This is a genomic window from Bradyrhizobium sp. SZCCHNR1053 (assembly GCF_032381235.1).
In the GTDB taxonomy this organism is placed as follows: Bacteria; Pseudomonadota; Alphaproteobacteria; order Rhizobiales; family Xanthobacteraceae; genus Bradyrhizobium.
Genome location: NZ_JAUHJM010000005.1, coordinates 166,661 through 190,171, shown reverse-complemented (window position 1 = coordinate 190,171; position 23,511 = coordinate 166,661). Strand labels below are relative to the sequence as shown.

The window sequence follows — 23,511 nt, the reverse complement described above, 5'->3', positions numbered from 1 at the left end:
CTTTGCCCACCCTACGGCAGCGCGCCCGCAGCGACGACATGTGGAAGATGGACGCTTGGTCTTTCCTCCGTCATTGCGAGCGAAGCGACGCAATCCAGAATCTTTCTGCAGAGACAGTCTGGATTGCGTCGCTGCGCTCGCAATGACGCGGCAAGAGCGCGTTACGCTGCCAACGATGCGACCTGCGGGACCAAACTACACGATCAGCCGGCCCTGCCGCTCCGCGATTCCGATCACCGCCTCGGTCCCGGCGTTGAAGTCGAGATGGTCGGCCTCGATGCCGTCGGAGAAGATGACGCCGTTCTCCGGCATCAGCGAGCGCAGGCGCAGGGTCTCGGCGCCCATGAGGCCGCCGCAGACCAGGGAGGTCTGCGAGGTCTTGCTCGGGAACGGCTCGCGCACGGCGAAACGAAGCGCGCGGGCGTCCCAGGGCAGGGGACTGTAGTCGCCGCCCGTCGTGCGGCCACTGAAGCTGCCGGCGATGGCGAGCGCGCCGGTGACGATGCTCTTGAACCAGGCGGTCGAGCCGAGCCCCGTTGCCACGATCAGGCCGCTGGAGGACTGCCGCTCATGGCCGTCGCGCGTCGCGATCTCGTAACGGGCCGAGACATGGGTGCGCGCGCCGATGAAGAGGTCGTTGACGGCATGCAGCACCTGGCCGTCGGCGAGGCTTGCGCGTGCCATGGTCACCGCCTTGGCGGCGCGCTTGTCGGCGGCGACCTCGGGCAGCAGGCTCGCGAGGTTCTCCGGCGCGAACGGCAGCAGCACGCCGTCATGCCGGGCCGCGTCCGGGTTCAGGCCGAGCAACGGCTGGCCGTCGAGATATTTCATTGTGTTGGCGACGAGGCCGTCCGGGCCGAGCGCCGCGACGATGTCGGCCGGGCCGAACAGGAAGTTCGGCAGGAAGCTGCGGTCGACGATCTGGTAGCGGCCCCAGCGTTCCAGCGTCTGGACGCTGGTCAAGCGCGCGGCCTGGTAGGCCGCGTGCTCGCGCTCATAGTCGGAGAAGTCGGCGCCGAGATGCTCGACATAGAAGCGGGCCTGGTCCGCGGTGAGGAACCTTGCGATCAGCTCCTCGAGCCGCGTCCTTCGCGTGACCAGCACCACCTTGCGGTCATTGCCGGACACGGGCAGCCTCCGCGGGTTTCTGCATCAGGCTGTTCAGCAGCTCGGGCGAGACATTCAGCTGCCCGATCTTCTCGGCCTTCTCCGCGAGACCCGAAAACGCCTGTGCGATCAACTGGCCCGGCTGCATGCCGGTGGCGGCCAGCGCCTGGATCACGCGGGTGTCGACGCCCTCGAAGATCTTCATCAGCGCGCCGACGCGATAGGCTTCGGCATCGGCCAGCGTGCGGGTGTTCGACGCATTCAGCGCGACGAAGTCCTTTCGCTTGGCCTCCAGCCCGATGTCGGCGACCATGCCGGCCTCGCGCAGCTCGTTCTTCTTCGCCGCGACGCTGGCCTCCGCGTCCATCTGCGTCTCGCGGATCGAGCGCTTTTTCTGTTCGACCGCAATCTCGGTATCGAGTTCGCTCTCGCGGATCGCCCGCTCGCGCTCCACGGCAAAGTTGCGCCGCGCGAAGATCGCTTCATCGGCGGTCTTCAGAATCGCCTCGCGCGCTTCGGCCTCGAGCGCCTTGGCGGTCTCCGGCGTCGGCTTCACCGCGCGCACGGCGACGCCGAGGATCTCCAGGCCGAGCGCATCGATATCGGCGCGTTGCCTTAGTCCGGTCGCAATCGCCTCGGCAATGCGGTCGGAGGCGCGCAGTGCCTCCTTCAGGGTCATGTCCTTGACCGCCTGCTGTGCCAGCACCTCGACCGCGCCGAGCACGCGCTGCGGCAGCTCCTCCGGGTCGTCCGACTCGTACGTCTTGCCGTCGCGCTTGAGGGTGAAGTTCAGCATCGCCGCTGCCTTCCTCGGCTCACCGATGCGGTAGGTGACCTGGCCCTGGATCGTCAGCGTCTGAAAGTCGCGGGCGATCTGCTGGAAGATGAAGGCGGCGTCGCGGCTGCCGATGGGGATCGCGACCAGCGAGGTCGCGGGCCCGTAATAGAAGGTGGAGAGCCCGGCGCCTTCCTCGACGACGGCGCCGGCGCGGTATTTGAGGAGGTAGGTGGTGGGTTGGGCCTTGATGAAGCGAATGCCGAACATGGCGGCCTCCTGACGTCTGATGGCGTAAGTGTGTTACGCCAACTAAGTAAGTTGGACAGTACAACTAAGCGTGCTAGTGTCAAGGGGCAAAATTCGGCAAGGCGGTCAGGGGGCGGCATGGCGGGACGGCAAGAACCAGGCGGCGGCGCGGGCGAGATCGGGCGAGGCGGGGCCGGGCTTAATTTCCCGCGCCCGTTGACGACGGTCGACGTCGTCATCTTCACGATCCGCCTGGAGGCGCTGCACGTGCTGCTGGTGCGCCGCGGTCACGGCGAGGGTGAGCCGTTCCCGGACGCTTTCGCGCTGCCGGGCGGCTTCGTCGATGTCGACACGGATCGCGATCTCGAAGCCTGCGCCCGGCGCAAGCTCGTCGAGAAGACCGGCGTCGTCAGCCCGTATCTGGAGCAACTCGGCAGCTGGGGCAGCGCGAACCGCGATCCCCGCGGCTGGTCGGCGACCCACGCGTATTTTGCGCTGGTCCCGGCGTCAGCGGCGGAGACGGCGCTCGCCGCGGACGCGCAATGGTTTCCGCTCGACGGGACCGGCGTGAAGCCGAAGCTCGCTTTCGATCATGCGGAGATCCTGCGCGCTGCGGTGCAGCGACTGCGCAACAAGGTCGAGTACACCTCGCTGCCGGCCTATCTGATGCCGGAGGAGTTCACCTTGCCCGAGCTGCAGCGGACCTACGAGGTCGTGCTGGATCGTGCGCTGGAAAAGAGCGCGTTCCGGACCCGCATGCTGTCGGCCGACCTGATCGAGCCGATCGCCAAGATGCGCAAGGGGCCGAACCGGCCGGCGCAGCTCTACCGCCTGAAAAAGACGGCTGCGCCGGTGTATTTCGCGCGGACGTTCAATGCGCCGGAGTGACGCCGCCGGTTTCTCCACGTAGCCCGCTGCGACAGACCGCGGGCACAATGGTGAGACCGCCGGATCATGCCGAGAAGTCGACCACCAGCGACTTGCTGGACGAGCTCGACGAGCTGGTGCCGCTGGCGCTGTAGGACGAGGTCTTGCTGCTGTTCGAGCTCTGCAGCGCGTCGAGCAGCTTCTTCAACAGCTCCTCGACTTGAGACGATGAGCTCGACGAGGACGACGACGAGGTGCTCGACGTGGTGTCGCTGCTGGCATCGTCGCTTGGTGCGGGCGGCGGACCGCCGGCGCCGCCGCCCGAGAACGCATTGGCGAATACGTTCTTCAATTCGGTCGCCTGGTCGGAGGTGAGCTTGCCGCTGTCGACCTCGCTCTGGATGAGATCGTCGATCTTCGACTGCATCTCCTCGGGAGAGGGCGGCGTGCTGGAGGTCGACGACGAGGACGAGCTGTTGCCGCCGCTCTTCAATGCGGAGTCGATGTCGTCGAGCGCCGACGACAAGGCGGTCTGGTCGGTCGAGCTGACCTTGCCGGCCGAGACTTCCTTGGTGAGCTCCTGTTTGAGCAGGTCGAGCGGCGAAAAGCCGCTCATCGAGGAGGCAGAGATCGAAGTCATGGTGTGCTCCGGGTAAGACATCAAACCTGTCTCCAGCTGTGGTTGTAACGCTTAACGGCTCCTTGTTCCCTGTGTCCGGATGTGTCTGGACTCCCGTCGCACACAAAACGAAGCAAGAAAGTCGGCGCGTGCCCCGGTGATTGCGGGCGCATTCCCAATGGGTGCTACCGGTTCGGTGAGCGTCGCGAATCCGGGTGACATCCTGTGCCGGGCAAGGCCGCATGCCGCCAGCGCAGTGCTCCGGGGCACGAAATGGTGTATCCGCGGGTGACAGGCGGTGCCTCGCAGAGCAAATCCGCCACAAGGAATAAGGCTCCCGGAGGAACTCCATGTCGGCCCTGCCGCTTTCTGGCATCAAGATTCTCGATCTGACGCGCGTGCTCGCCGGACCCTTGTCCGCGCAGATGCTGGCCGATCTCGGCGCCGAGGTGATCAAGATCGAGCGGCCCGGCACGGGAGACGACGCCCGCGCCTTCGGCCCGCCCTACCTCAAGGAACCCGAGGGCAAGGCCAACAATAACAACTCGTTTTACATCTGCGCCAACCGCAACAAGAAGTCGGTGACCGTCAATATCGCGAGCCCGGAGGGGCAGGAGATCATCCGCGCGCTCGCCAAGGATTGCGACGTCTTCATGGAGAACTACAAGGTCGGCGATCTCAAGCGCTATGGCCTCGACTATGAGGCGATCCGCGCGGTCAACCCGGACGTGATCTATTGTTCGGTCACCGGCTTCGGCCAGACCGGGCCGTATGCCCCGCGCGCCGGCTATGACGCGATCTTCCAGGCCATGGGCGGGCTGATGAGTGTCACCGGCCACATGGACGGCGAACCGGGGGCGGGGCCGATGAAGGTCGGGCCGTCGATCGTCGATTACATGACCGGCATGAATACCTCGATCGGCATCCTCTCGGCGCTCTATCACCGCGACGTCAATGGTGGCGGTGGCCAGCACGTCGACGTCTGCCTGTTCGACACCGTGATCGCCTCGCTGTCGCACTACGCCCAGATCTTCCTGGTCAACGGCAAGTCGCCGCCGCGCCGCGGCACCTGGGGGAATGGCGGCATGCCGGCCGGCGTGTTCCGCTGCACCGACGGCGAATTGATGCTGGTGGTCGGCAACGACGCGCAATTCGCGCGCACCTGCGCCGTGTTAGGGGCGCCGGAGCTCGCCACCGATCCGAAATTCGTCAAGAACAACGACCGCGTCGTCAACGGCAAGGAGATCATGGCGATCTTTGCCGGCCTGTTCCTGAAGAACTCGGTGGCGCACTGGCTGGAGGAGCTGGAGAAGGCGGGCGTGCCGTGCGGGCCCGTCAACGATTTTGCGCACGTGTTCGCCGATCCGCATGTCCGCTCGCGCGGCATGGAGGTGAAGGTCGAGCACCCGTTCGAGCCGCAGCTGTCGCTGATCCGCAATGCGCTCACCTTCTCGGGCACGCCGATCACAGAGTACCGCGCGCCGCCGCTGCTCGGTGAGCACACCCGGGATGTGCTGGCGCAGCTCGGCTATGACGAGACGAAGATCGCGGCGTTGAAGCAGCAGGGCGTGGTGTAGCCGGCATGAGCGAAAGCGACATGCGGGATCGCCACTACCGCCGGTGAGGACCCCGGATGTCGCTGCGCTCATCCGGGCTGCAGTTTGAAGCAGAGGACGTGGTGTAGCGTACGATCAGTGGGCGTGGCGGTGATGCCGGTGCCGCTTCGCCTTCCACGGGGAATAGGAGTGCGGCGCTTCGAACAACGGGGCCCGCGGCGGCGCGCCAAGCTGCTGCCGCGATTCCTGCAGGCGGCGCTGATAGCCCGGCGAGTTCATGATGCTGGCGGCGGCGCCACGGGCCAGCACCGGCTCGCTGGCGGTCACCATCGCGAGCGCCGTGGCGGCGACGGCCATGATCAATCGCAGGCGCTGCGTCATCAGGCGAGCTTCCTTCTCATCCAGCGGAGCACGAGGTCTAGCGCGCCTCGCGCGCTGCGACCTTGGCCTGTGACTTTGCCGCCGGCACGCGCGTCGTCAAGCCGAGCACGGCACCGCGCACCACCCGCGCGATCACATCCTCGACATCGTCGAGGTCGCAGCGGCCGTCGGAGAGCTTGGTCAGCCGCTCGCTCTCGCGGATGGTGTGATGCGCCATCGCCAGCGCAAAATGCAGGCCCCAGAACAGGTCGACCTCGGAGCTGTCGGGCAAAGCGCGCTTCATCGCCGCGGCGAACTTCCGCAGATGGTCGATTTCCTTGTTCTTGATGCGGCGGATTGGCGGCACCGATTCGATCGAGGCGCGGATCATGAATTGCGCCACCGCCGAACGCTGGTTCTCCGGCCCCAGGCAGCCGCGCAGGATCGGGCCGACCAGCGCGCGCAGGATGTCGCTGATGTCGGCGCGGCCGCCGCCGGCATCCTCCGCTGCGCGCAATTCGCGCAGCCGCTCGCGGTTGAGCGCGATCGAGCGGGTCACGAACAGTTCGGCGATCAGCTCGTCCTTGGAGCCGAAATGATAGTTCACCGCGGCGAGATTGACGTTCGCCTCCGCCACGATGTCGCGCAAGGTCACGTCGGAGAAGCCGCACTCGGCATAGAGCCGCTCGGCGGCGATCAGGATCGCAGTCCGGGTCTGGTCGGTCGCCATGCTGGTCCTCCCGAACGACGAAGCAGGGTGGGGAGTTGCGTTTCAAACAATTGTATGAAACTATTGTTTGAGACGGCCGGAATGTCAATCGCGGTGCTTCCGCGAGACGACATTTTGGCACTGCAGCGACGGTTCGCGCGGTCGTGCCGCGCAAGATCACACTTGCAAGAACGCGACGTGCGGACCGACACTGCGGTCAAAACAATCTCGAGGAAACCCTGAGGAGAGTCCCATGGACTTCACGATGTCGGCGAAGCAGCAGGAATGGCTGGAGCGCGTGCGCAGCTTCATGACCAAGCATGTCCGCCCGGCGGTGCCGATCTACAAGCAGCAGGACGCCGAGGGCGATCGCTGGAAGGTGATCCCGATCCTGGAGGACCTCAAGGCCAAGGCCAAGGCGGAAGGCCTCTGGAACATGTTCATGCCGCCGTCGGAGCACGAGGACGACGAGTTCCGTGGTGCCGGTCTGACCAATCTCGAATATGCGCTGCTGTCCGAGGAGATGGGCCGCATCTCCTGGGCCTCGGAGGTGTTCAACTGCTCGGCGCCGGACACCGGCAACATGGAGGTGTTCATCCGCTACGGCACCAAGGAGCAGAAGCGCAAATGGCTGCGCCCGCTGATGGACGGCGAGATCCGCTCGGCCTTCCTGATGACGGAGCCCGCGGTGGCCTCGTCCGATGCCACCAACATCGAAACCCGCATTACGCGTGACGGCGATCATTACGTCATCAACGGCCGCAAATGGTGGTCGTCGGGTGTCGGCGATCCCCGCTGCAAGATCGCGATCCTGATGGGCAAGACCGATCCGTCGGCGGCCAAGCATCAGCAGCAGTCGCAGATCCTGGTGCCGCTCGACACCCCCGGCATCAAGGTCGAGAAGATGCTGCCGGTATTCGGCTTCGACGACGCGCCGCACGGCCACGCCCAGGTGCTGCTGGAGAATGTCCGCGTGCCCGCGGAAAACGTCCTGCTCGGCGAAGGCCGCGGCTTCGAGATCGCGCAGGGCCGTCTCGGGCCGGGCCGCATCCATCACTGCATGCGCACCATCGGCAAGGCCGAGGAATCGCTGGAGAAGATGGTGCGCCGGCTGATGACGCGCCAGGCCTTCGGCAAGAAGATCATCGAGCACTCGGTGTGGGAGCAGCGCATTGGCGAGGCCCGCACCAACATCGAGATGACCCGTCTGCTGTGCCTCAAGGCCGCCGACATGATGGACAAGGTCGGCAACAAGACCGCGCAGGGCGAGATCGCGATGATCAAGGTGGCGGCGCCCAACATGGCGCTCAAGATCATCGACGACGCGATCCAGGCGTTCGGCGGCGCCGGCGTGTCAGATGATGCGGGTCTCGCCAAGGACTACGCCAACATCCGCACGCTCCGTCTTGCCGACGGCCCCGACGAGGTGCACAACCGCGCCATCGCCCGGCTCGAGATGAAGAAGTACGCCAACGAGCCGCGGCATTGACGCAGACCTTGTAGGGTGGGCAAAGCGTCGGCCCGGGCGCGAAAGCGCGCGGGCAGGCGCGTGCCCACCATTCCAGTCTCCGAGAAAAGCGGTGGGCACGCTTCGCTTTGCCCACCCTACGTTCAATATGACCCAAGGGAGTTCGTCGTGGCCGACGGCGTCAAGAAGGACGAAGAATTCTCCGGCACCAAGCCGGTCGAGGAGCGGCACCGCTTCGACGAAGCCAAGCTCGCGGCGTGGATGGCCGAGCATGTCGAGGGCTATGCCGGCCCGCTCACCGTCGAGCAGTTCAAGGGCGGCCAGTCCAATCCGACCTATCGGCTCAACACGCCGGCGCGCTCCTACGTGCTCAGGCGCAAGCCGTTCGGCAAGCTCCTGCCGTCAGCGCATGCGGTCGATCGCGAATTCCGCGTCATCGCCGCGCTCGGCAAGCAGGGCTTTCCCGTCGCCAAGGCCTACGCGCTGTGCAACGACGACAGCGTCATTGGCGCTGCCTTCTACATCATGTCGATGGAGGAGGGCCGGGTGTTCTGGGATCCGACCCTGCCGCATGTCGACGCGCCGCAGCGCCGCGCGATCTTCACCAGCAAGATCGAGACGCTGGCGAAGTTGCACACCTACGATCCCGCCGCAATCGGCCTCGCCGATTTTGGCAAGCCCGGCAACTATTTTGCCCGTCAGGTCGACCGCTGGACCAAGCAGTATCGTGCGTCCGAGACCGAGCACCTTCCCGAAATGGAGAAGCTGATCGAATGGCTGCCGCGCACCTTGCCGGCGCAGCAGCGCGTCTCGATCGTGCATGGCGACTACCGGCTCGACAACATGATCTTCCACGCGACCGAGCCGCGCGTCATCGCGGTGCTCGACTGGGAGCTGTCGACGCTCGGGGATCCCATGGCGGACTTCACCTATCTGCTGATGCAGTGGATCATGCCGGGCCTCGACGGCGTCGACCTCAAGGCCAAGAACATCCCGACCATGGAGGAGGCGGCCGCGATCTATTGCGGCGTCACCGGCGTGAAGCTGCCGGACCTCAACTGGTACTTCGCCTACAACCTGTTCCGGCTCGCCGGCATTTTGCAGGGGATCATCGGCCGCATCCGCGACGGCACCGCTGCCAACGACAAGGCGATCGAGTCGGTCAAGCGCATGGTGCCGATGACCAAGCAGGCCTGGGCCTACGCGCAGAAGGCGGGCGCAGCGTAAGGCGCGGGCGGTTCGGCAGCCCGCATGAGCTGACGCCGAAGCTCGGAGAGCGACGGCGGAAGCGACATGCGGGGGCCTCTCGCGCCGGAATGCTGCGTGGAGCGAGCGACCCCGTGGTCGCTGCGTTCGCCCGGGCTTCGAGGCCGCATTCGTCAGCGGCCGCCGCCCCCACCGCCACCGCCTCCACCGCCCCCACCAGCCGTGATCATCGCGTTGCTGTAGCGCGGATCGGTCTGCTTCATGTAGGTCGGCGAGGTGTCGCGGCTGCGCGACCGGGAGGCCTGTTGAATCGTCGTTTCGGGAGTGCCGCAGGCGCCCCAGGAGACAAGCTCGCAGCGGGGCAGCTGGACCTCGCGCGCGCTGGCGCTCGTTGCAGCCGCGCCGGCCGCCATGGCAGCGATCAAGGCAAGCGCGGGCAGTTTCGATATCCTCGACATGTGATCCATCCTTCGGTTCGGCGAAGCCGGAATGGTCCGCTTGCGAGGTTCGACGGCGCGCAAGAGAGGGCGGTTCGAGACGCGAAGCAAGAATTGGTGGCAGGCACGCCTGTCGTGGTTTGAACCAGACGGTCGCTCGTTACGACATGGCGCGACCCTGAGCCCGGCGCCTCGCGATGACGGAAGACATGCCGCGCCACGCTCGTCATTCCGGGGCGATGCGGAGCATCGAGCCCGGGCTCCCTCTGGCGCTGAACTCCGCCGTCAAATGGAGTCCGGGCTCGCGCCTCGCCCCGGAATGACGTGTGTGAAGGGATCGAATGTCCAATCGACGTTTTCAACGTCGCAACTCGTCGGTCGATCCCGGAATGTGACACCGGGGATGACCGGCAAGCTGCCGCGCTCAATTCTTCCCCGTTGCCGCACCTTTTCTGGCCGGCGTCGGTGACGCCGCGGGGGCGGGCTCCGGCGCCTGCGGCGTCGCCACCGAGAGGCCGAAGATGCGCCAGTGATTGTCGACGTTCTGGAAGGTCAGGTCGAAATTGATCTGCAGCGGCCGCGTCGGGAAGAAGCCGGTCAGGCGCAGCATCTTGCCGGGATCGAGATAGGGCGGGGTGGAGAGCTGCGGCGCGGCCAACGCCACGGGATAGAGATCGACGTTGCGCCGGCGCAGGTCGATGAAGGCGATCGCGAGATCGGCGGCGGCGTTCCGGGCCTGGAAGTCGGGTGCGGCGAGATCGCGCAGCACCGAGTAGTTGCCACTGCGGTTGGCATCGTTGAGCGACAGCAGCGTCGAGCGGATCAGATAGAGCGCCTGCTCCGGGCTGACCGGCAAGGATGCTTGCGCCGGCGCCTGGGTCGGCGTCGGCGAGGCCGCGGGGCGCGGGTCCTGTGCCTCGGCCGCCGTTGCGGCGACAACGCACAGGATCAGGCCGGCCAGGAGCTTGCCGACGGGCTTGCCAACGAGCTTGCGCAACACCATCGCGAGGCGATCTACCAGCCCACCCGCACGCCGACGCGCGCGCCCAGCAGGTTCTCGTTGGCGCCATAGCCGAGGCCGGCATTGAGCTGCACCCGATCGGTGATCCGCGCCGCGGCGTTGACGGCAACGCCGTTGGTGCTCTGGAAATTGCCCCAGTTCATGGTCACGGCGAAGCGTTCCTGCGGCATTAGGGTCGGCACGCCGGCCATCGCGAACGCCATCGAGACGCCGTTCATCGCCTTGTTGTTGCGGCTCGACAGATCGTTCAGCCGCGTGTTGATGCGGTCGAGGTCGCCGGCCGAGGCAAGCCCGAGGCTGGCGAGCGTCGTGGTGGCGAGATTGCCCGAGGCGTCCGAGGTGACGAGCTGCACCGATCCCGACTGCGCGCTTCTGCTGGCGGCCGAGGTGATGCCGGCGAGCGTGTAGGTGCTGGCGGCGGTCCCAACGGCGACCTGGTTGGCGCGCGTGGTCGCGGCGCCGGTGCCGATCGCGGTGGAGTTGGCGAAGTTCGCGCTCGAGCCCGCGCCGAGCGCGGCCGCATTGTCGCCGGCGGCCGCCGTGCCCGCGCCGATCGCCACCGCATTGGTGCCCGCGACCGCGGTGCCGGAGCCGAGCGCCACGGCGCCTGCGCCGCTGACCGTGCTGTTGTTGCCCATCACCAGCGCACCGACGCCGCTCACCGTGTTGGCATTGCCGACCACCATCGCGTTGGCGGCATTGACGGTGTTGCCGCTGCCCAGGATCGAGGCGCTGTTGGCGCTCGCGGTCGCCGCCACGGTGTTGTTGGAGCCGATCACCTGGATGTTGTCGCCGAAGCCTGCGGCGGCGGTCGTGTTGATCGTGTTGTTGTCGCCATAGACGAAGCTGTTGTTGCCGTTCATCACGTTGGGATCGCCGATGGCGAAGCTGCCATTGCCGTTGACGTGCTGCCCGGTGCCGAAGGCGCCGCTGCTGTTGCCGGTGACGATGTTGCCGCTGCCATAGGCGCTGCTGTCGGTGCCGATGACGCTGCTGTTGGCGCCGACGGTGACGGCGCGGTCGCCGCTCGCCGTCGCCGCATGGCCGATCGCGGTGGCGGCGACGCCGGTGCCGCTGGCAACGGCATTGGTGCCGATCGCGATATTGTTGGACACCGACCCGCTGGCATTGGCGTTGGTGCCGATCGCGATGTTGCGGGAGTCGAGCCCGCTGCTGGCATCGGCGCCGCCGATGGCGATATTGGTCGAGTTGAGGCCGGAGGCGTTGGGGGCGCTGAAGCTCAATGCGCCGCCGCCGACCGCGACGTTGGCGGAGGCCGAGCCGCTGGCGTTGGCACTGACGCCGAGGCCGGTGTTGGCCGAGTTCACGCCGGTGGCGTCGACGCTGATGCCGCAGGCCACGTTGTTTGGCAGAGTCGAGCCGAAGGCGTTGCTGCCCTGGCCGCTGCCGGAGGTGCTCTGGCAGACGAACTGCGCCGCCGCCGGCGCCGGGTGAAGCAGGGCGGCACAAGAGAGCAGGACGGCAGCCGCGATCCATCGCAGGCGACCATGATCGGTACGGCGCGCGCGCATTCCAAACCTGCCGCCAGCCGCACGGCCTGTGCCCCGGATCACCTGCATCGAGAGTCCCCCAACCCCATCTGCTTCGGCCCACGAGTCGCCCTGCAAGACCGACCTGCCTGACCGAGAGCCCGGGCGCATCAACGTCGGCAACCCGACATCCGCGCCGCAAGCGCGAACAGTTTAGCGGGTTCCATCGCGCGCAGCTGTGGCCGGCAGGCCACATGGAATATTTTGAAATGCGGATCGGCATCGCTGCTGGACAGGAAATTCAGCTCAGCTCTCATCGTATTTGCTCGGTCGCGGCTGGCATCAGGGTCAGTGCCTTGCCAGTTTATCCAACCCATTCGGCTCGCTGCACCTTGCGATCAGCTTCTCGATCATGTCGGCACATTGCTCCAGCTCGGCCACCTCCACGAACTCGTCCGGCTTGTGCGCCTGGGCGATGGCGCCGGGGCCGATCACCACGGAGGGAATATCGGCCATCGCGACGAACAGCCCGGCCTCGGTGCCGTAGGACACCTTGATGTGGCTGTTGCGGCCCGCCAGGGTCTTGGCAATCGTCACCAGCGGATGGTCTTGGCGCCGACAAAAAAGAGTTTGCGAGCGCGATCAAGGCGATCGTCCCGTCCAGCGGCGAAGGCGAAAGATTCTTCTTTCGCTTTTTCGGAATTTGTAATTTGCTTATCCCATCCCGCCTCACCGGAGGGGCGTTGCGCGCGATCGTCACGACAGGCGAGGCGGGGAGGCGATGGCCGCGGATTGCCGCAGCATGCTTATCTGATGTGCGGACCAACGGCAGTGTGCGGACGTGAAGTCGCGTGGTCCTGATACCCCGGTGCCGAGGTCAAGTTGACGCCAGCGCTCGCGAGTTGCGTCGATCACGGGGGCAATCAAGCCGGTCCCCGGGGAGAGCACGAAGTAAGCGTTAAGACCGTCGCGCAGGGAAGGCCGGGCGTTCTCGGCTGCACCTGTGGTACCTGCCGCCTGCATTTTTTTCGCAGGTGGGCCGCAGGCGTCAGCCGACGCCTGGCCTTCCCTGCGTCCTCGATGCGAGAGGGCGGTGAAATTCGGGATCACTCGGGCGCGAAGGCGTCGCGGGAAGAATTTTGCATGATTGCACGCGGTCATCATGATTGAACTCCGTCGCTGCGCTCGCAATGACGGCTGCAGAAAGGAACGTCGCCTGACGGACAGCCGGCAGCCGCGTTGCTCGCGCGATTCCGCGGTATGGGTTCCCGCGTTCGCGGGAACGACAGCGGAGTGTGTTGCGCGCAGCTGTGCTGAACGGGCCGCAGTGGCGCGGCAACAACAGCTGTCGTCCCGGCGGACGCCGGGACCCATACCGCGTGATCTGGCGAGGGACGTCGCTGTCAGTTGCGGGCTTCATTCCGGCCAGGGGATATGGGTCCCGGCGTTCTGCGGGAGGACACCGGTGTTTGGCGCGGCAACCCGGCTAAATCGGTTTTCCCGCGTATGGCATCGATGCCGTGAGGCCACCGTCGACCGGGAAAGCCTGGCCGTTGACGTAGGACGCCTCGTCGCTGGCGAGGAACAGGCCCATGGCGGCGATCTCGTGCGGCTGGCCGGCACGCTTCAGCGGATTGAGCTGGCCGATCTTGCCTTCGGTGCCGCGCTCCTTGGCGCCGTCGAAGATCGGCTTGGTCATGCCGGTCTCGATCAGGCCGGGACAGACCGCGTTGATCCGCACGCCGGTGCCGGACAGCGAATAGGCGGTGGTCTGCACCAGGCTGATGACGCCGGCCTTGCTTGCGGCATAGGGATGGCCCGAGGCGCCCGACTTCAGGCCCGCAACGGAGGCCGTGCAGACGATGGCGCCGCGCTGCTGCCGCACCATGTGCGGCATCGCGTGTTTGACCGCGAGGAACGGGCCGATCAGGTTGATGCGCAGGATCTCCTGCCAGTGCTCGACGGTCTGCTCGGCGATCGGGATCAAGCCGCCGGAGATTCCGGCATTGGCCCAGATGACGTCGAGCTTGCCATAGGTCGCAACGGCGCGATCGATGAAGCGGCTGACATCGGCCTCGGAGCCGGCGTCGGCGATCACGGCTTCTGCGATGCCGCCCTGCTGCTTGACGAGCTCGACGGTCTCCTTGACGCCTTCGCTGCGATCGACTGCGATCAGCCGCGCGCCTTCCCTGGTGAACATCAGCGATGCGGCGCGGCCGATGCCGCTGCCGGCGCCGGTGATGATGACGGATTTGCCTTCGAGGCGGCCCATGTTTCCTCCTGCTTCAATTGTAATCAGTTGCGTGCCGCGCAACGGAATTCAAACGCCGTTTCAAACGTGCTGAGATCGCCAAGCGGCTTGAGACGATCTAGGCCTTCACGTACAGCGAGAGACGAGCGGAGGGAAGGGTTTGAGCGATGTCGGCTGATGGAACGAAACCTTCTGTCGTCACCACGCGCTGGTGGTGGGTGCGTCACGCGCCGGTGCGCAGCGACGGCGGCAACATCTACGGCCAGTCGGACATCGCCTGCGATACCTCCGATCGCGAGGTGTTCGAGGCGGTCGCGAAAATCCTGCCGCGCAGCGCGGTGTGGTATGCGAGCAATCTGATGCGTACGCATCAGACTGCGGAGGCGATCTGGGCCGCCGGCTTTCCGCGGCCTGCGACCATGATCAAGGAGGCCGCCTTTGCCGAGCAGCATCTCGGGCAATGGCAGGGCATGAACCGCGCCGCGTTCCTGGCGAGCCGTCCGGCGGGCAGCCACTGGTTCGCCGCCATCGATGAGCCGGCGCCCGGCGGCGAGAGCTACATGGATTTGTACACCCGCGTGACTGCGGCGATCGCGCGCATCACGCAGGCCGAAGCGGGCCGCGACGTGATCGCGATCGGCCATGGCGGCACCATCAAGGCCGCGGTCGGCCTCGCGCTCGGCGGCCTGGTCGACAAGGGCCTCGCCTTCGACATCGACAACTGCTCGGTGACGCGGCTCGATCACATCGTGAGCGGCGAGACCAGCACGTGGCGGTTGCCGATGGTCAATCAGCAGCCGTGGATCGCGGATGCAAGGCACAAGGCGATGCATCAGCCGGCCGGTCCGGAGCTGACGACGAGCAAGCTGGCGTGAGGGGGGTGGCGATATACTCCATGCGTCGTTCGCGCCCGGTTCAAGCTTGGTGCATCAACTTTTGTCGCCACACGGGCAGTGCACCCTCTCCCCTTGTGGGAGAGGGTGGCATGATCGCGCTCAGCGCGATCATGCCGGGTGAGGGGTATCTCTCCGCGATCTCGACTCGTAGAGACATACCCCTCACCCTACCGAACTTGCGGCTCTGTCGTACACGCCCTCTCCCACAAGGGGAGAGGGAGCAGTCACTGGCACCGCGGAAGAAGTGCGCGATGCTCTTTTTGAACTAACAACATCTAGTAGGTAGGAGGAACACCCCAATGACCCTGTTCGACATGACCGGCAAGGTCGCCGTGATCACCGGATCGACCCGCGGCATCGGGCTCGCCATTGCCGAGCGCATGGCCGAGCACGGCGCCAAGGTGGTGATCTCCTCGCGCAAGGCCGATGTCTGCGACGCCGTCGCGAAGGAGCTCAACGACCGCTTCGGCGCCGGCACGGCAACTGCGGTTGCGGCCAACATCTCCAGCAAGGAGGACCTGCAGAACCTCGTCGACGAGGCCAACCGCATCTACGGCAAGATCGACGTGCTGGTCTGCAACGCCGCGTCGAACCCGTATTACGGGCCGCTCGCCGGCATCTCCGACGATCAGTTCCGCAAGATCCTCGACAACAACATCGTCGCCAACAACTGGCTGATCAGCATGGTCGTGCCGCAGATGATCGCGCGCAAGGACGGCTCGATCATCATCGTGTCCTCGATCGGCGGCCTGAAGGGCTCGACCATCCTCGGTGCCTACGCGATCTCCAAGGCCGCCGACATGCAGCTCGCGCGCAACCTCGCCTGCGAATACGGCCCGCACAATGTGCGCGTGAACTGCATCGCGCCCGGCCTGATCAAGACCGATTTCGCCAAAGCGCTGTGGGACAATCCGGAGAACCTGAAGGCCTCGACCGCCCGCTCGCCGCTGCTCCGCATCGGCATCCCCGACGAAATCGCCGGCGCCGCCGTCTTCCTGGGCTCCGCCGCGGGCAACTTCATGACCGGCCAGACCATGGTGATCGACGGCGGCGCGACGATCAGTTGAGGAGAGCTGTCAGTGGGGCCGGTGCCATGGCCTCATCCAACGGTGTCGTCCCCGCGAACGCGGGGACCCATAACCACCGGCCGGCATGAGGCCGGCAACTGGCAGTGACGTCCCTCGACAAATCACGCGGTATGGGTCCCGGCGTTCGCCGGGACGACAGCAGTGGTTGTCGCGCCATCCGGGCAAACGGGGCAGGCCCGCATTCGCCGCGAACACAGCGTTGTTGCCCGCATGAGCGAAGCGATATGCGGGGTCACATGACGAGAGCGGATATCCCGGATGTCGCTGCGCTCATCCGTGCTACGAAGCAGGCGCCCTCACTCCACCGCCGCGTACACCACGTCGCGCACCAGCGTGCGCAGATAGTCGCGCTGTCCGGGAGCCTGGGCCATGAACACGCAGAACAGATCCTCCTTCGGATCGATCCAGAAGAACGTCCCGGCGATGCCGCTCCAGAAGAAGGTGCCGGCCGAGCCGGGGAAGGGGGCGATGCCGGCCTCGCGGCGCACGGCGAAGCCGAGGCCGAAGCCGTGACCGGGCGACAGCAGCGTGCCCTGCGTCTTCACATGTGGACCGAGATGGTCGGAGGCCATCAGCTCGAGCGTCTTGCGGCCGACCAGCCGGGTGCCGTCGAGGCTGCCCTTGCTGAGCAGCATCGCGCAGAAGCGGGCGTAGTCCATCGTGGTCGCCACCAGCCCGCCGCCGCCGGATTCCATCAGCGGCTGCTCGGTCATCTTGAACAGGTTGACCGCCTCGCCGGTCCACGGGTCCTTCGCGAACGGCTCGGCGAGCCGGTGCGCATTGGCCTCGCTCGTGAAGAAGCCGGTCTCATTCATGCCGAGCGGCTTGAGGATGCGCTCGGAGAGAAAGGCGCCGAGCGATGTGCCTGCGACGACCTCGATGATCCGTCCGAGGATGTCGGTCGAGCGGCTGTAGTTGAACTCGGCGCCGGGCTGGCAGATCAGCGGCAGGCCGGCGAGGATGGCCGCGTGCTCGGCATTGGTGATCTTGCGGCTGCGCACCCGCGATTGCTGGTAGAGCTGGTGCACCGGCCCGGTGCCGGTGTGCTCATACGCCAAGCCCGAGGTGTGGCGCAGCAGGTCCTGGACCGTCATCGGCTGGGCGACCGGCACCAGCTCCAGCTTGCCGCCGGTCTCGACGCCCACTTTCTGCTCGCCGAATTCCGGGATGAACTTGGCGACCGGGTCGGACAGCAGCAGCTCGCCGTCCTCGACCAGCATCATGATCCCGAGCGAGACGATCGGCTTGGTCATCGAGAAGATGCGGAAGATCGAATCCGGCCGCATCGGCGTGTCGGCGTCGGGCGCTTGCCGGCCGATGGCGTCGAACCAGCCGATCCGGCCGCGGCGGCCGACCAGCAAGGTGGCACCGGGGATGGTTCCCTTGTCGGCCTCGCGCTTGAACGCATCCGAAGCTCGCTGCAGCGGCGCCTGGGACAGGCCCAGCGCCTCGGGGCGGTCATCCGGCAGCGGCGGCGTCAGCGAGCGGAGCGCGGAAAGGTGCGCGCTTGATGCGGTAGTCGGCGGGGTCATGGGCTCTCCCTGAAGTCCTGTTGTCGGTTTGCATCAAGTCTGGCGCGGAAGTTGTGGTCTGACCAGTCGATTTGCCCCATTGCACCCTTGCATTCGGGGGGAGGTCTATGCTTCAAAGCGCGCGAACCGGCGACACTGTCCCGGCTCGCTAGGAGTGTAGCTCAATTGGTAGAGCACCGGTCTCCAAAACCGGGGGTTGGGAGTTCGAGCCTCTCCACTCCTGCCAGCGAGATCAAGCACTTAAGCCAAAAATCGACGAGACAGGTTAGGCCGGGGCCCGCAACGCGCGAGCCCCGAATGCATTTCAGCAACCCCTTATTGCTTCACATAAGGACAGTTGCCGTCCTTCATCGGCCGGAACACCTGGTCGCCGGGCACCTCGGCCAGCACCTTGTAATAGTCCCACGGGCCCTTCGACTCCTCGGGCTTCTTCACCTCGAACAGGAACATCGAGTGCACCATGCGGCCGTCCTCGCGGACGACGCCGTTGTCGGTGAAGGCGTCGCGCACCGGGGTCTCGCGCATCTTGGCGAGCACCGGCTTGGTGTCGCGATTGCCTGCTGCCTTGACCGCGTTGAGATAGTGCAGGGTCGCGCTGTAGGTCGCCGCCTGGTTCATGGTCGGCATCCGCTTCATGCGCTCGAAGAACTTCTTGCCGAACGCCCGGGTGCGGTCGTTGAGATCCCAGTAATACGCCTCGGTGATGATCAGGCCCTGGGCGAGCTTCAGGCCGAGGCTGTGGATGTCGGAGATGAACATCACGATGCCGGCGAGGTTCTGGCCGCCGGCGACGATGCCGAACTCGGCGGCCTGCTTGATGGTGTTGATGGTGTCGCCACCGCCATTGGCCATGCCGATGATCTTGGCCTTGGAGGCCTGCGCCTGCAGCAGGAAGGACGAGAAATCCTGGTTGTTGAGGGGATGGCGGGCGCTGCCGACCACCGTGCCGCCGGCCGCGCGCACGACGTCGCCGGTGTCGCGCTCGATCGAATGGCCGAACAGATAGTCGGCGGTGATGAAGAACCAGGTGTTGCCGCCGTTCTTGACGATGGCGCTGCCGACCGTGTGCGCGTTGCCGTAGGTGTCGTAGGTCCAGTGCACGGTGTAGGGCGAGCAGGACTTGCCGGTGATGTCGGAGCTCGCGGCATCCGTCACGATCATCAGCTTCTCGAACTGCTTCGACATCTCCATGCCGGCCAGCGCGGTGGCCGAGGTCGGCATGTCGATGACCATGTCGACGGCCTCGTTCTCGTACCATTTGCGCACGATCGCGGCGGCGATGTCGGCCTTGTTCTGCGGATCGGCGCTGATTACCTCGATCGGCTTGCCGAACATGCTGCCGCCGAACTCCTCGACCGCGAGCTTGGTGGCCTCGAGATTGCCCTGGCCGCCGATGTCCGAATAGACCGACGAGAAGTCGCTGAGCACGCCGATCTTGAGCGGGGCTTGGGCCTGGGCACAGGCAGGGACGGCGGTGAGGGCGAGAGCGGCAAGACCGAGAGCAGCAAGGCTGACGGCGGCAAGGCGCGTCCGTCCCTTGCGCGGGGCAAAGGTCATGGGTTTCCTCCGGATTGTTCTTGTGCGGACGAGAATGAGCGGGTGGCGCAGGCCCGGCAAGAGCAGGAGCTGCTCCACCACGGGCATTTCGTCGCGGCAACTGCTCAACCTGCCGTGGTGCGGAAATGGCCTGCCGTTGCACGAAAAACCGCGTTGTGGCGGACCAGGCGGGGGCCTGACGCGGGAATGGCCGCCGACGCCCGGCATGCCCATATCTTGACCTTTGGCCGGCCCGACAGTAGATATCTCGATAACCTGCAGCCGGCCCGCGATAAAAGCGGATATCCGGCGCGGCTTTTCACTCCCCGAACAAGCGAGCCCGTGGATTCGGCTCATCTCTCCGACAAGAGGGTGGGCCAAGGACGGCTGTTCGGTTTTCCCAGTCAACTCTTCAATCGTCCGATGACGGACGCGGACCCCTGACGATGGCTACCAGCCCGTTCAAATTCCTGCAGGAAGTGCGCTCGGAGACCGCCAAGGTCTCGTGGCCGAGCCGTCGCGAGGTCACCATCACCACGATCATGGTGTTCGTGATGGTGGCGCTGGCCTCGGTGTTCTTCTTCGCCGCCGATCAGATCATCCGTTATCTCATCACCCTCGTGCTGGGCATTCACTGATGGCAACCGCAACGCAAAGCTCCGACAAGCGCTGGTACATCGTCCACGCCTATTCGAACTTCGAGAAGAAGGTCGCGGAGTCGATCCGCGAGCAGGCCAAGCAGCGCAATCTCGAGGACCTGTTCGAGCAGGTGCTGGTGCCGATCGAGAAGGTCACCGAGGTGCGCCGCGGCCGCAAGATCGACGCCGAGCGCAAGTTCTTCCCCGGCTACGTGCTGGTGAAGATGAAGCTGACCGACGAGGCGTTCCACCTGATCAAGAATACGCCCAAGGTGACCGGCTTCCTCGGCGCCGAGAACAAGCCGATGCCGATCTCCGAAGGCGAGGCGATGCGCATCCTGAACCAGATGCAGGAAGGCGTGGAGCGGCCGAAATCCTCGGTGTCGTTCGAGATCGGCGAGAACGTCCGCGTCGCCGACGGCCCGTTCGCCTCGTTCTCCGGCGTGGTCGAGGAAATCGACGAGGCCCGCTCGCGGGTCAAGGTCGCGGTGTCGATCTTCGGCCGCGCCACCCCGGTCGAACTGGAATTCAACCAGGTCGAGAAGATCGTCGGCTGAGCCTCATGGGGTCGTAGTCCGGATGAGCGCAGCGACATCCGGGTTCACACCGATGCCGGCGATGCCCCCCGGGGGGACGCTGCGCTCGCCCGGGCTACGAAAGGGCTCAGCCCTTTCCTTTTCGTTCGATCTCGTGTATCGGGCGCCCTTCGCTCCCCAACCGGGGGGCGATTTCGTTCGTGGGAGGCGTGACCGGCTTTGCCAGCCGGATCAAGCGCGCCGGACCACGGTCCCAAACCTCGCCTGAGGGTTTTGTCGCCCGAAGGCGTTGCGTTCGCATCAGGCAGAATCGCGAACGCGTTGGAGAGTCATAATGGCAAAGAAAGTAACCGGTTACCTGAAGCTTCAGGTTCCGGCCGGTGCGGCCAACCCGTCGCCCCCGATCGGCCCCGCGCTCGGTCAGCGCGGTCTCAACATCATGGAGTTCTGCAAGGCGTTCAACGCGCAGACCCAGAAGGAAGAGAAGAACACCCCGATCCCGGTGGTCATCACTATTTATGCGGACCGGTCCTTCACCTTCGAGATGAAGACCCCGCCGATGTCCTACTTCCTCAAGCAGGCTGCCAAGATCCAGTCCGGCTCGAAGGCGCCGGGCCGCGACAAGGCCGGCAAGGTGACCAAGGCGCAGGTGCGCGAGATCGCCGAGAAGAAGATGAAGGACCTGAATTGCGACTCGATCGAGTCGGCCATGAAGATGGTCGAGGGCTCTGCCCGCTCGATGGGTCTGGAAGTTGCGGGGTAAAGCGCCATGGCAATCGGAAAGCGTTTGAAGAAGGCCCGCGAGGGCATCGATCGCACCAAGCTCTACCCGCTGGCTGACGCGATCAAGATGATCAAGGAGCGGGCCGTCTCGAAGTTCGACGAGACCATCGAGGTCTCGATCAACCTCGGCGTCGATCCGCGCCACGCCGACCAGATGGTCCGCGGCGTCGTCATGCTGCCGAACGGCACCGGCCGTACGCTCCGCGTCGGCGTGTTCGCCCGCGGTGCCAAGGCCGACGAGGCCAAGGCCGCCGGTGCCGACGTGGTCGGTGCGGAGGACCTGGTCGAGAAGGTGCAGAACGGCACCATCGACTTCGACCGCTGTATCGCCACCCCCGACATGATGCCGCTGGTCGGCCGTCTCGGTAAGGTGCTCGGTCCGCGCGGCATGATGCCGAACCCGAAGATCGGCACCGTGACCATGGACGTCGCCGGCGCCGTCAAGGGCGCCAAGGGCGGCTCGGTCGAGTTCCGCGTCGAGAAGGCCGGCATCATCCAGGCCGGCGTCGGCAAGGCCTCGTTCGCCGAGGACAAGCTGGTCGAGAACATCAAGGCGCTGGCGGATGCGGTCGTGAAGGCCAAGCCGGCGGGCGCCAAGGGCACCTACGTCCAGCGCGTCGCCGTGTCGTCGACGATGGGCCCGGGCGTCAAGGTTGAGCCGGGCACCGTGCTCGCGTAAGCGGCCAGGCATAAGATAGATTAGGAAGGGCGGGATCGTTCATCGGTCCCGCCCTTCGCATTTTGGAGTGCCCGCCGACATGCCCGACAAGGTCCTGATCTATTCCCGCCTGCCGAAATCCTTGACCCAGCGCTTTGCTGGTCGGTTCGATCTGCTCGACAGCGGCGGCAAGCCGGCGCACGAGGTGTTTCCGGCGGACGAGGTCGCGCGGATCCGGGCGCTGATCACGGCCGGCGGCACGCCGCTGGGGGCTGCCGACATGGACAGGCTGCCGGCGCTCGGGGCCATCGTCTGCTATGGCACCGGTTACGACGGCGTCGACCTGAAGGCGGCCGCGGCCCGTAACATCGCCGTCGGCCACAGCCCGGGCGCCAATGCCGCGGCGGTCGCAGACGTCGCTGTGATGTTGATGCTGGCGACCACGCGGCGGCTGACGGTGGCAGACGCCTATGTCCGCGACGGGGGCTGGGCGTCCGCAAAACCATCGCCGCTGATGAAGCCGCCGCCCAGTCTCGCCGGTTGCAAGGTCGGCGTCTACGGCATGGGCGAGATCGGCCGCAAGATCGCGAGCCGCGTAGCCGCCTTCGAGACTGAGGTCGGCTATTTCAACCGCACCCGCTATGACGATCTGCCGTATCAATATTTCCCGAGCCTCGATGCGCTCGCCGAATGGTGCACCGTGCTGATGATCGCCGTCCGCGCCAGCGCCGAGACCACCCACGTCGTCAACGCCGACCTCCTCAAGAAGCTCGGCACCGACGGCCACATCGTCAACATCTCGCGCGGCTCGGTCATCGACGAGCGGGCGCTGGTGGCGGCGCTCAAGGAGGGTACCGTTGCCGGTGCCGGTCTCGACGTGTTCGAGACGGAGCCGCATGCGCCGGATGAGCTGACCTCCCTGCCCAACGTGGTGGTGACGCCGCATATCGGCGGCAACACCAGGGAGTCGCACGTCGCGATGCAGGCCTGCGTGGTGGCGAATCTCACAGCGTTCTTCGGCGGCGAGATGATGCCTTATCAAGTCAAGTAGCTCGTAACCCGGGCGAACGGAACGACCCGGGACGGACCATCCCCCATGTCGCTTTCGCCTTTGCGGGCTGTGGCTGACGCTGATGCGGGCTACGTCCAAAACGTTCCGCCCCGCGCAGAAATATTTTGACGCACTGCACATCTCTGTGAATTGCGAACCATTCTCGAATGCTTCTAACTCTTGCTGTTAGGACGACAGATAGAGCGAGGGGCCATGGCGGCGTTCACTTTGAAGATCAATGGGCGGGAGCATCAGGTTGATGTCGACCCCGGCACTCCCTTGCTCTGGGCCATTCGTGACAATGTTGGGCTGACCGGCACCAAATATGGCTGCGGCGTTGCGCAATGCGGGGCCTGCACAGTCTATATCGACGGCCAGACCGTGCGCTCGTGCTCGTTGCCGGTGTCGGCAGTCGGGAAGAGCGAGGTGACGACGATCGAGGGACTCTCCAGCAAAGAGGCGGTTGCCGTCCAGAAGGCATGGGCCGCGCATGATGTGCCACAATGTGGCTACTGCCAGTCAGGCCAGGTGATGAGCGCCGCCGCGCTGCTCAGCCTGACCCCGAAGCCCAGCGACCAGGACATCGATCTCGCAATGAACGGCAACATCTGCCGCTGCGCCAGCTATGTCCGCATCCGCGCCGCAATTCATTCGGCCGCCAAGACTCTGGAGGGCTGA

General features: G+C 65.7%; 23 protein-coding genes, 1 tRNA gene and 1 pseudogene. 13 read left to right on the top strand and 12 right to left on the bottom strand.

Annotation, left to right across the window (positions count from 1 at the left end; genetic code table 11):
• Positions 1-195: 195 nt before the first annotated feature.
• Both QX051_RS15070 and QX051_RS15065 read right to left on the bottom strand, forming a co-directional pair.
• A complete protein-coding gene (locus tag QX051_RS15070) occupies positions 196-1,128 on the bottom strand; it encodes a sugar kinase (protein WP_315776649.1) in 933 nt (310 codons plus the stop codon).
• A complete protein-coding gene (locus tag QX051_RS15065; protein ID WP_315776648.1) occupies positions 1,115-2,152 on the bottom strand; it encodes an SPFH domain-containing protein in 1,038 nt (345 codons plus the stop codon). Before QX051_RS15065 ends, QX051_RS15070 begins: the two co-directional genes overlap by 14 nt.
• Before the next feature lie 117 nt (positions 2,153-2,269).
• Here QX051_RS15065 and QX051_RS15060 point away from each other — a divergent pair, with 117 nt between their 5' ends.
• Complete coding sequence (locus tag QX051_RS15060; protein WP_315737568.1) at positions 2,270-3,019, top strand: NUDIX hydrolase; 750 nt, start codon at positions 2,270-2,272, stop codon at positions 3,017-3,019.
• A 64-nt stretch (positions 3,020-3,083) separates the two neighbouring features.
• On the opposite strand, the gene QX051_RS15055 is transcribed toward QX051_RS15060, so the two are convergent.
• Positions 3,084-3,638, bottom strand: a complete 555-nt coding sequence (locus tag QX051_RS15055; RefSeq protein ID WP_315776647.1) for a hypothetical protein — start codon at positions 3,636-3,638, stop codon at positions 3,084-3,086.
• A 329-nt stretch (positions 3,639-3,967) separates the two neighbouring features.
• On the opposite strand from QX051_RS15055, the gene QX051_RS15050 reads away from it, so the two are divergent.
• The gene (locus QX051_RS15050) at positions 3,968-5,194 is read left to right on the top strand and encodes a CaiB/BaiF CoA-transferase family protein (RefSeq protein ID WP_315776646.1); all 1,227 of its coding nucleotides are present in this window, start codon (positions 3,968-3,970) and stop codon (positions 5,192-5,194) included.
• A 114-nt stretch (positions 5,195-5,308) separates the two neighbouring features.
• Here QX051_RS15050 and QX051_RS15045 read toward each other — a convergent pair whose 3' ends face one another.
• Positions 5,309-5,554, bottom strand: a complete 246-nt coding sequence (locus QX051_RS15045) for a hypothetical protein (RefSeq protein ID WP_315737571.1) — start codon at positions 5,552-5,554, stop codon at positions 5,309-5,311.
• A 37-nt stretch (positions 5,555-5,591) separates the two neighbouring features.
• Positions 5,592-6,263, bottom strand: a complete 672-nt coding sequence (locus tag QX051_RS15040; protein ID WP_315776645.1) for a TetR/AcrR family transcriptional regulator — start codon at positions 6,261-6,263, stop codon at positions 5,592-5,594.
• A gap of 232 nt (positions 6,264-6,495) precedes the next feature.
• On the opposite strand from QX051_RS15040, the gene QX051_RS15035 reads away from it, so the two are divergent.
• Together QX051_RS15035 and QX051_RS15030 are read left to right on the top strand one after the other, a co-directional pair.
• On the top strand, positions 6,496-7,731 hold the full coding sequence (locus tag QX051_RS15035; RefSeq protein WP_315776644.1) for an acyl-CoA dehydrogenase family protein: 1,236 nt from the start codon (positions 6,496-6,498) through the stop codon (positions 7,729-7,731).
• A 147-nt stretch (positions 7,732-7,878) separates the two neighbouring features.
• Positions 7,879-8,937 carry a phosphotransferase family protein gene (locus tag QX051_RS15030; RefSeq protein WP_315776643.1) on the top strand — a complete coding sequence of 353 codons (1,059 nt, stop codon included), beginning with the start codon at positions 7,879-7,881 and terminating at the stop codon, positions 8,935-8,937.
• A 152-nt stretch (positions 8,938-9,089) separates the two neighbouring features.
• On the opposite strand, the gene QX051_RS15025 is transcribed toward QX051_RS15030, so the two are convergent.
• The 5 genes and pseudogenes from QX051_RS15025 to QX051_RS15005 all read right to left on the bottom strand — a co-directional run bounded on the left by QX051_RS15025 (position 9,090) and on the right by QX051_RS15005 (position 14,136).
• Positions 9,090-9,374, bottom strand: coding sequence for a hypothetical protein (locus QX051_RS15025; protein ID WP_315776642.1), 285 nt, complete (start codon positions 9,372-9,374; stop codon positions 9,090-9,092).
• Between the two features lie 403 nt (positions 9,375-9,777).
• Positions 9,778-10,350 carry a hypothetical protein gene (locus tag QX051_RS15020; RefSeq protein WP_315776641.1) on the bottom strand — a complete coding sequence of 191 codons (573 nt, stop codon included), beginning with the start codon at positions 10,348-10,350 and terminating at the stop codon, positions 9,778-9,780.
• A 17-nt stretch (positions 10,351-10,367) separates the two neighbouring features.
• Positions 10,368-11,906 carry a YadA-like family protein gene (locus QX051_RS15015; RefSeq protein WP_315737577.1) on the bottom strand — a complete coding sequence of 513 codons (1,539 nt, stop codon included), beginning with the start codon at positions 11,904-11,906 and terminating at the stop codon, positions 10,368-10,370.
• A gap of 306 nt (positions 11,907-12,212) precedes the next feature.
• A pseudogene (locus tag QX051_RS15010) lies at positions 12,213-12,473 on the bottom strand (M20/M25/M40 family metallo-hydrolase); the annotation flags it as partial.
• 877 nt (positions 12,474-13,350) lie between these two features.
• The gene (locus QX051_RS15005; protein WP_315776640.1) at positions 13,351-14,136 is read right to left on the bottom strand and encodes an SDR family oxidoreductase; all 786 of its coding nucleotides are present in this window, start codon (positions 14,134-14,136) and stop codon (positions 13,351-13,353) included.
• Between the two features lie 146 nt (positions 14,137-14,282).
• Here QX051_RS15005 and QX051_RS15000 point away from each other — a divergent pair, with 146 nt between their 5' ends.
• Positions 14,283-14,990 (top strand): histidine phosphatase family protein, encoded by a 708-nt coding sequence (locus QX051_RS15000; RefSeq protein ID WP_315776639.1) that lies wholly within the window; start codon positions 14,283-14,285, stop codon positions 14,988-14,990.
• A 320-nt stretch (positions 14,991-15,310) separates the two neighbouring features.
• Complete coding sequence (locus QX051_RS14995; RefSeq protein ID WP_315776638.1) at positions 15,311-16,078, top strand: SDR family oxidoreductase; 768 nt, start codon at positions 15,311-15,313, stop codon at positions 16,076-16,078.
• A 317-nt stretch (positions 16,079-16,395) separates the two neighbouring features.
• Here the strand turns inward: QX051_RS14995 and QX051_RS14990 are convergent, their stop codons facing one another.
• Positions 16,396-17,631, bottom strand: a complete 1,236-nt coding sequence (locus QX051_RS14990; RefSeq protein ID WP_315737582.1) for a serine hydrolase domain-containing protein — start codon at positions 17,629-17,631, stop codon at positions 16,396-16,398.
• A 150-nt stretch (positions 17,632-17,781) separates the two neighbouring features.
• Here QX051_RS14990 and QX051_RS14985 point away from each other — a divergent pair.
• Positions 17,782-17,857, top strand: a tRNA-Trp gene (locus tag QX051_RS14985).
• Positions 17,858-17,946: 89 nt separating this feature from the next.
• Here the strand turns inward: QX051_RS14985 and QX051_RS14980 are convergent.
• Complete coding sequence (locus tag QX051_RS14980) at positions 17,947-19,188, bottom strand: ABC transporter substrate-binding protein (RefSeq protein WP_315776637.1); 1,242 nt, start codon at positions 19,186-19,188, stop codon at positions 17,947-17,949.
• A 425-nt stretch (positions 19,189-19,613) separates the two neighbouring features.
• Here QX051_RS14980 and secE point away from each other — a divergent pair, with 425 nt between their 5' ends.
• From secE to QX051_RS14950, 6 genes are all read left to right on the top strand, one after another.
• On the top strand, positions 19,614-19,805 hold the full coding sequence (gene secE, locus QX051_RS14975) for a preprotein translocase subunit SecE (protein WP_006611822.1): 192 nt from the start codon (positions 19,614-19,616) through the stop codon (positions 19,803-19,805).
• Positions 19,805-20,362, top strand: a complete 558-nt coding sequence (nusG, locus tag QX051_RS14970) for a transcription termination/antitermination protein NusG (RefSeq protein ID WP_284423110.1) — start codon at positions 19,805-19,807, stop codon at positions 20,360-20,362. The genes secE and nusG overlap by 1 nt, the downstream gene beginning before the upstream one ends.
• 313 nt (positions 20,363-20,675) lie before the next feature.
• Complete coding sequence (rplK, locus tag QX051_RS14965; protein ID WP_012045056.1) at positions 20,676-21,104, top strand: 50S ribosomal protein L11; 429 nt, start codon at positions 20,676-20,678, stop codon at positions 21,102-21,104.
• A 6-nt stretch (positions 21,105-21,110) separates the two neighbouring features.
• On the top strand, positions 21,111-21,803 hold the full coding sequence (gene rplA, locus QX051_RS14960) for a 50S ribosomal protein L1 (protein WP_315776635.1): 693 nt from the start codon (positions 21,111-21,113) through the stop codon (positions 21,801-21,803).
• Positions 21,804-21,882: 79 nt separating this feature from the next.
• Entirely contained in the window at positions 21,883-22,833 is a 951-nt protein-coding gene (locus tag QX051_RS14955; RefSeq protein ID WP_315776634.1) for a 2-hydroxyacid dehydrogenase, read from the top strand.
• Positions 22,834-23,046: 213 nt separating this feature from the next.
• Complete coding sequence (locus QX051_RS14950) at positions 23,047-23,511, top strand: (2Fe-2S)-binding protein (protein ID WP_315776633.1); 465 nt, start codon at positions 23,047-23,049, stop codon at positions 23,509-23,511.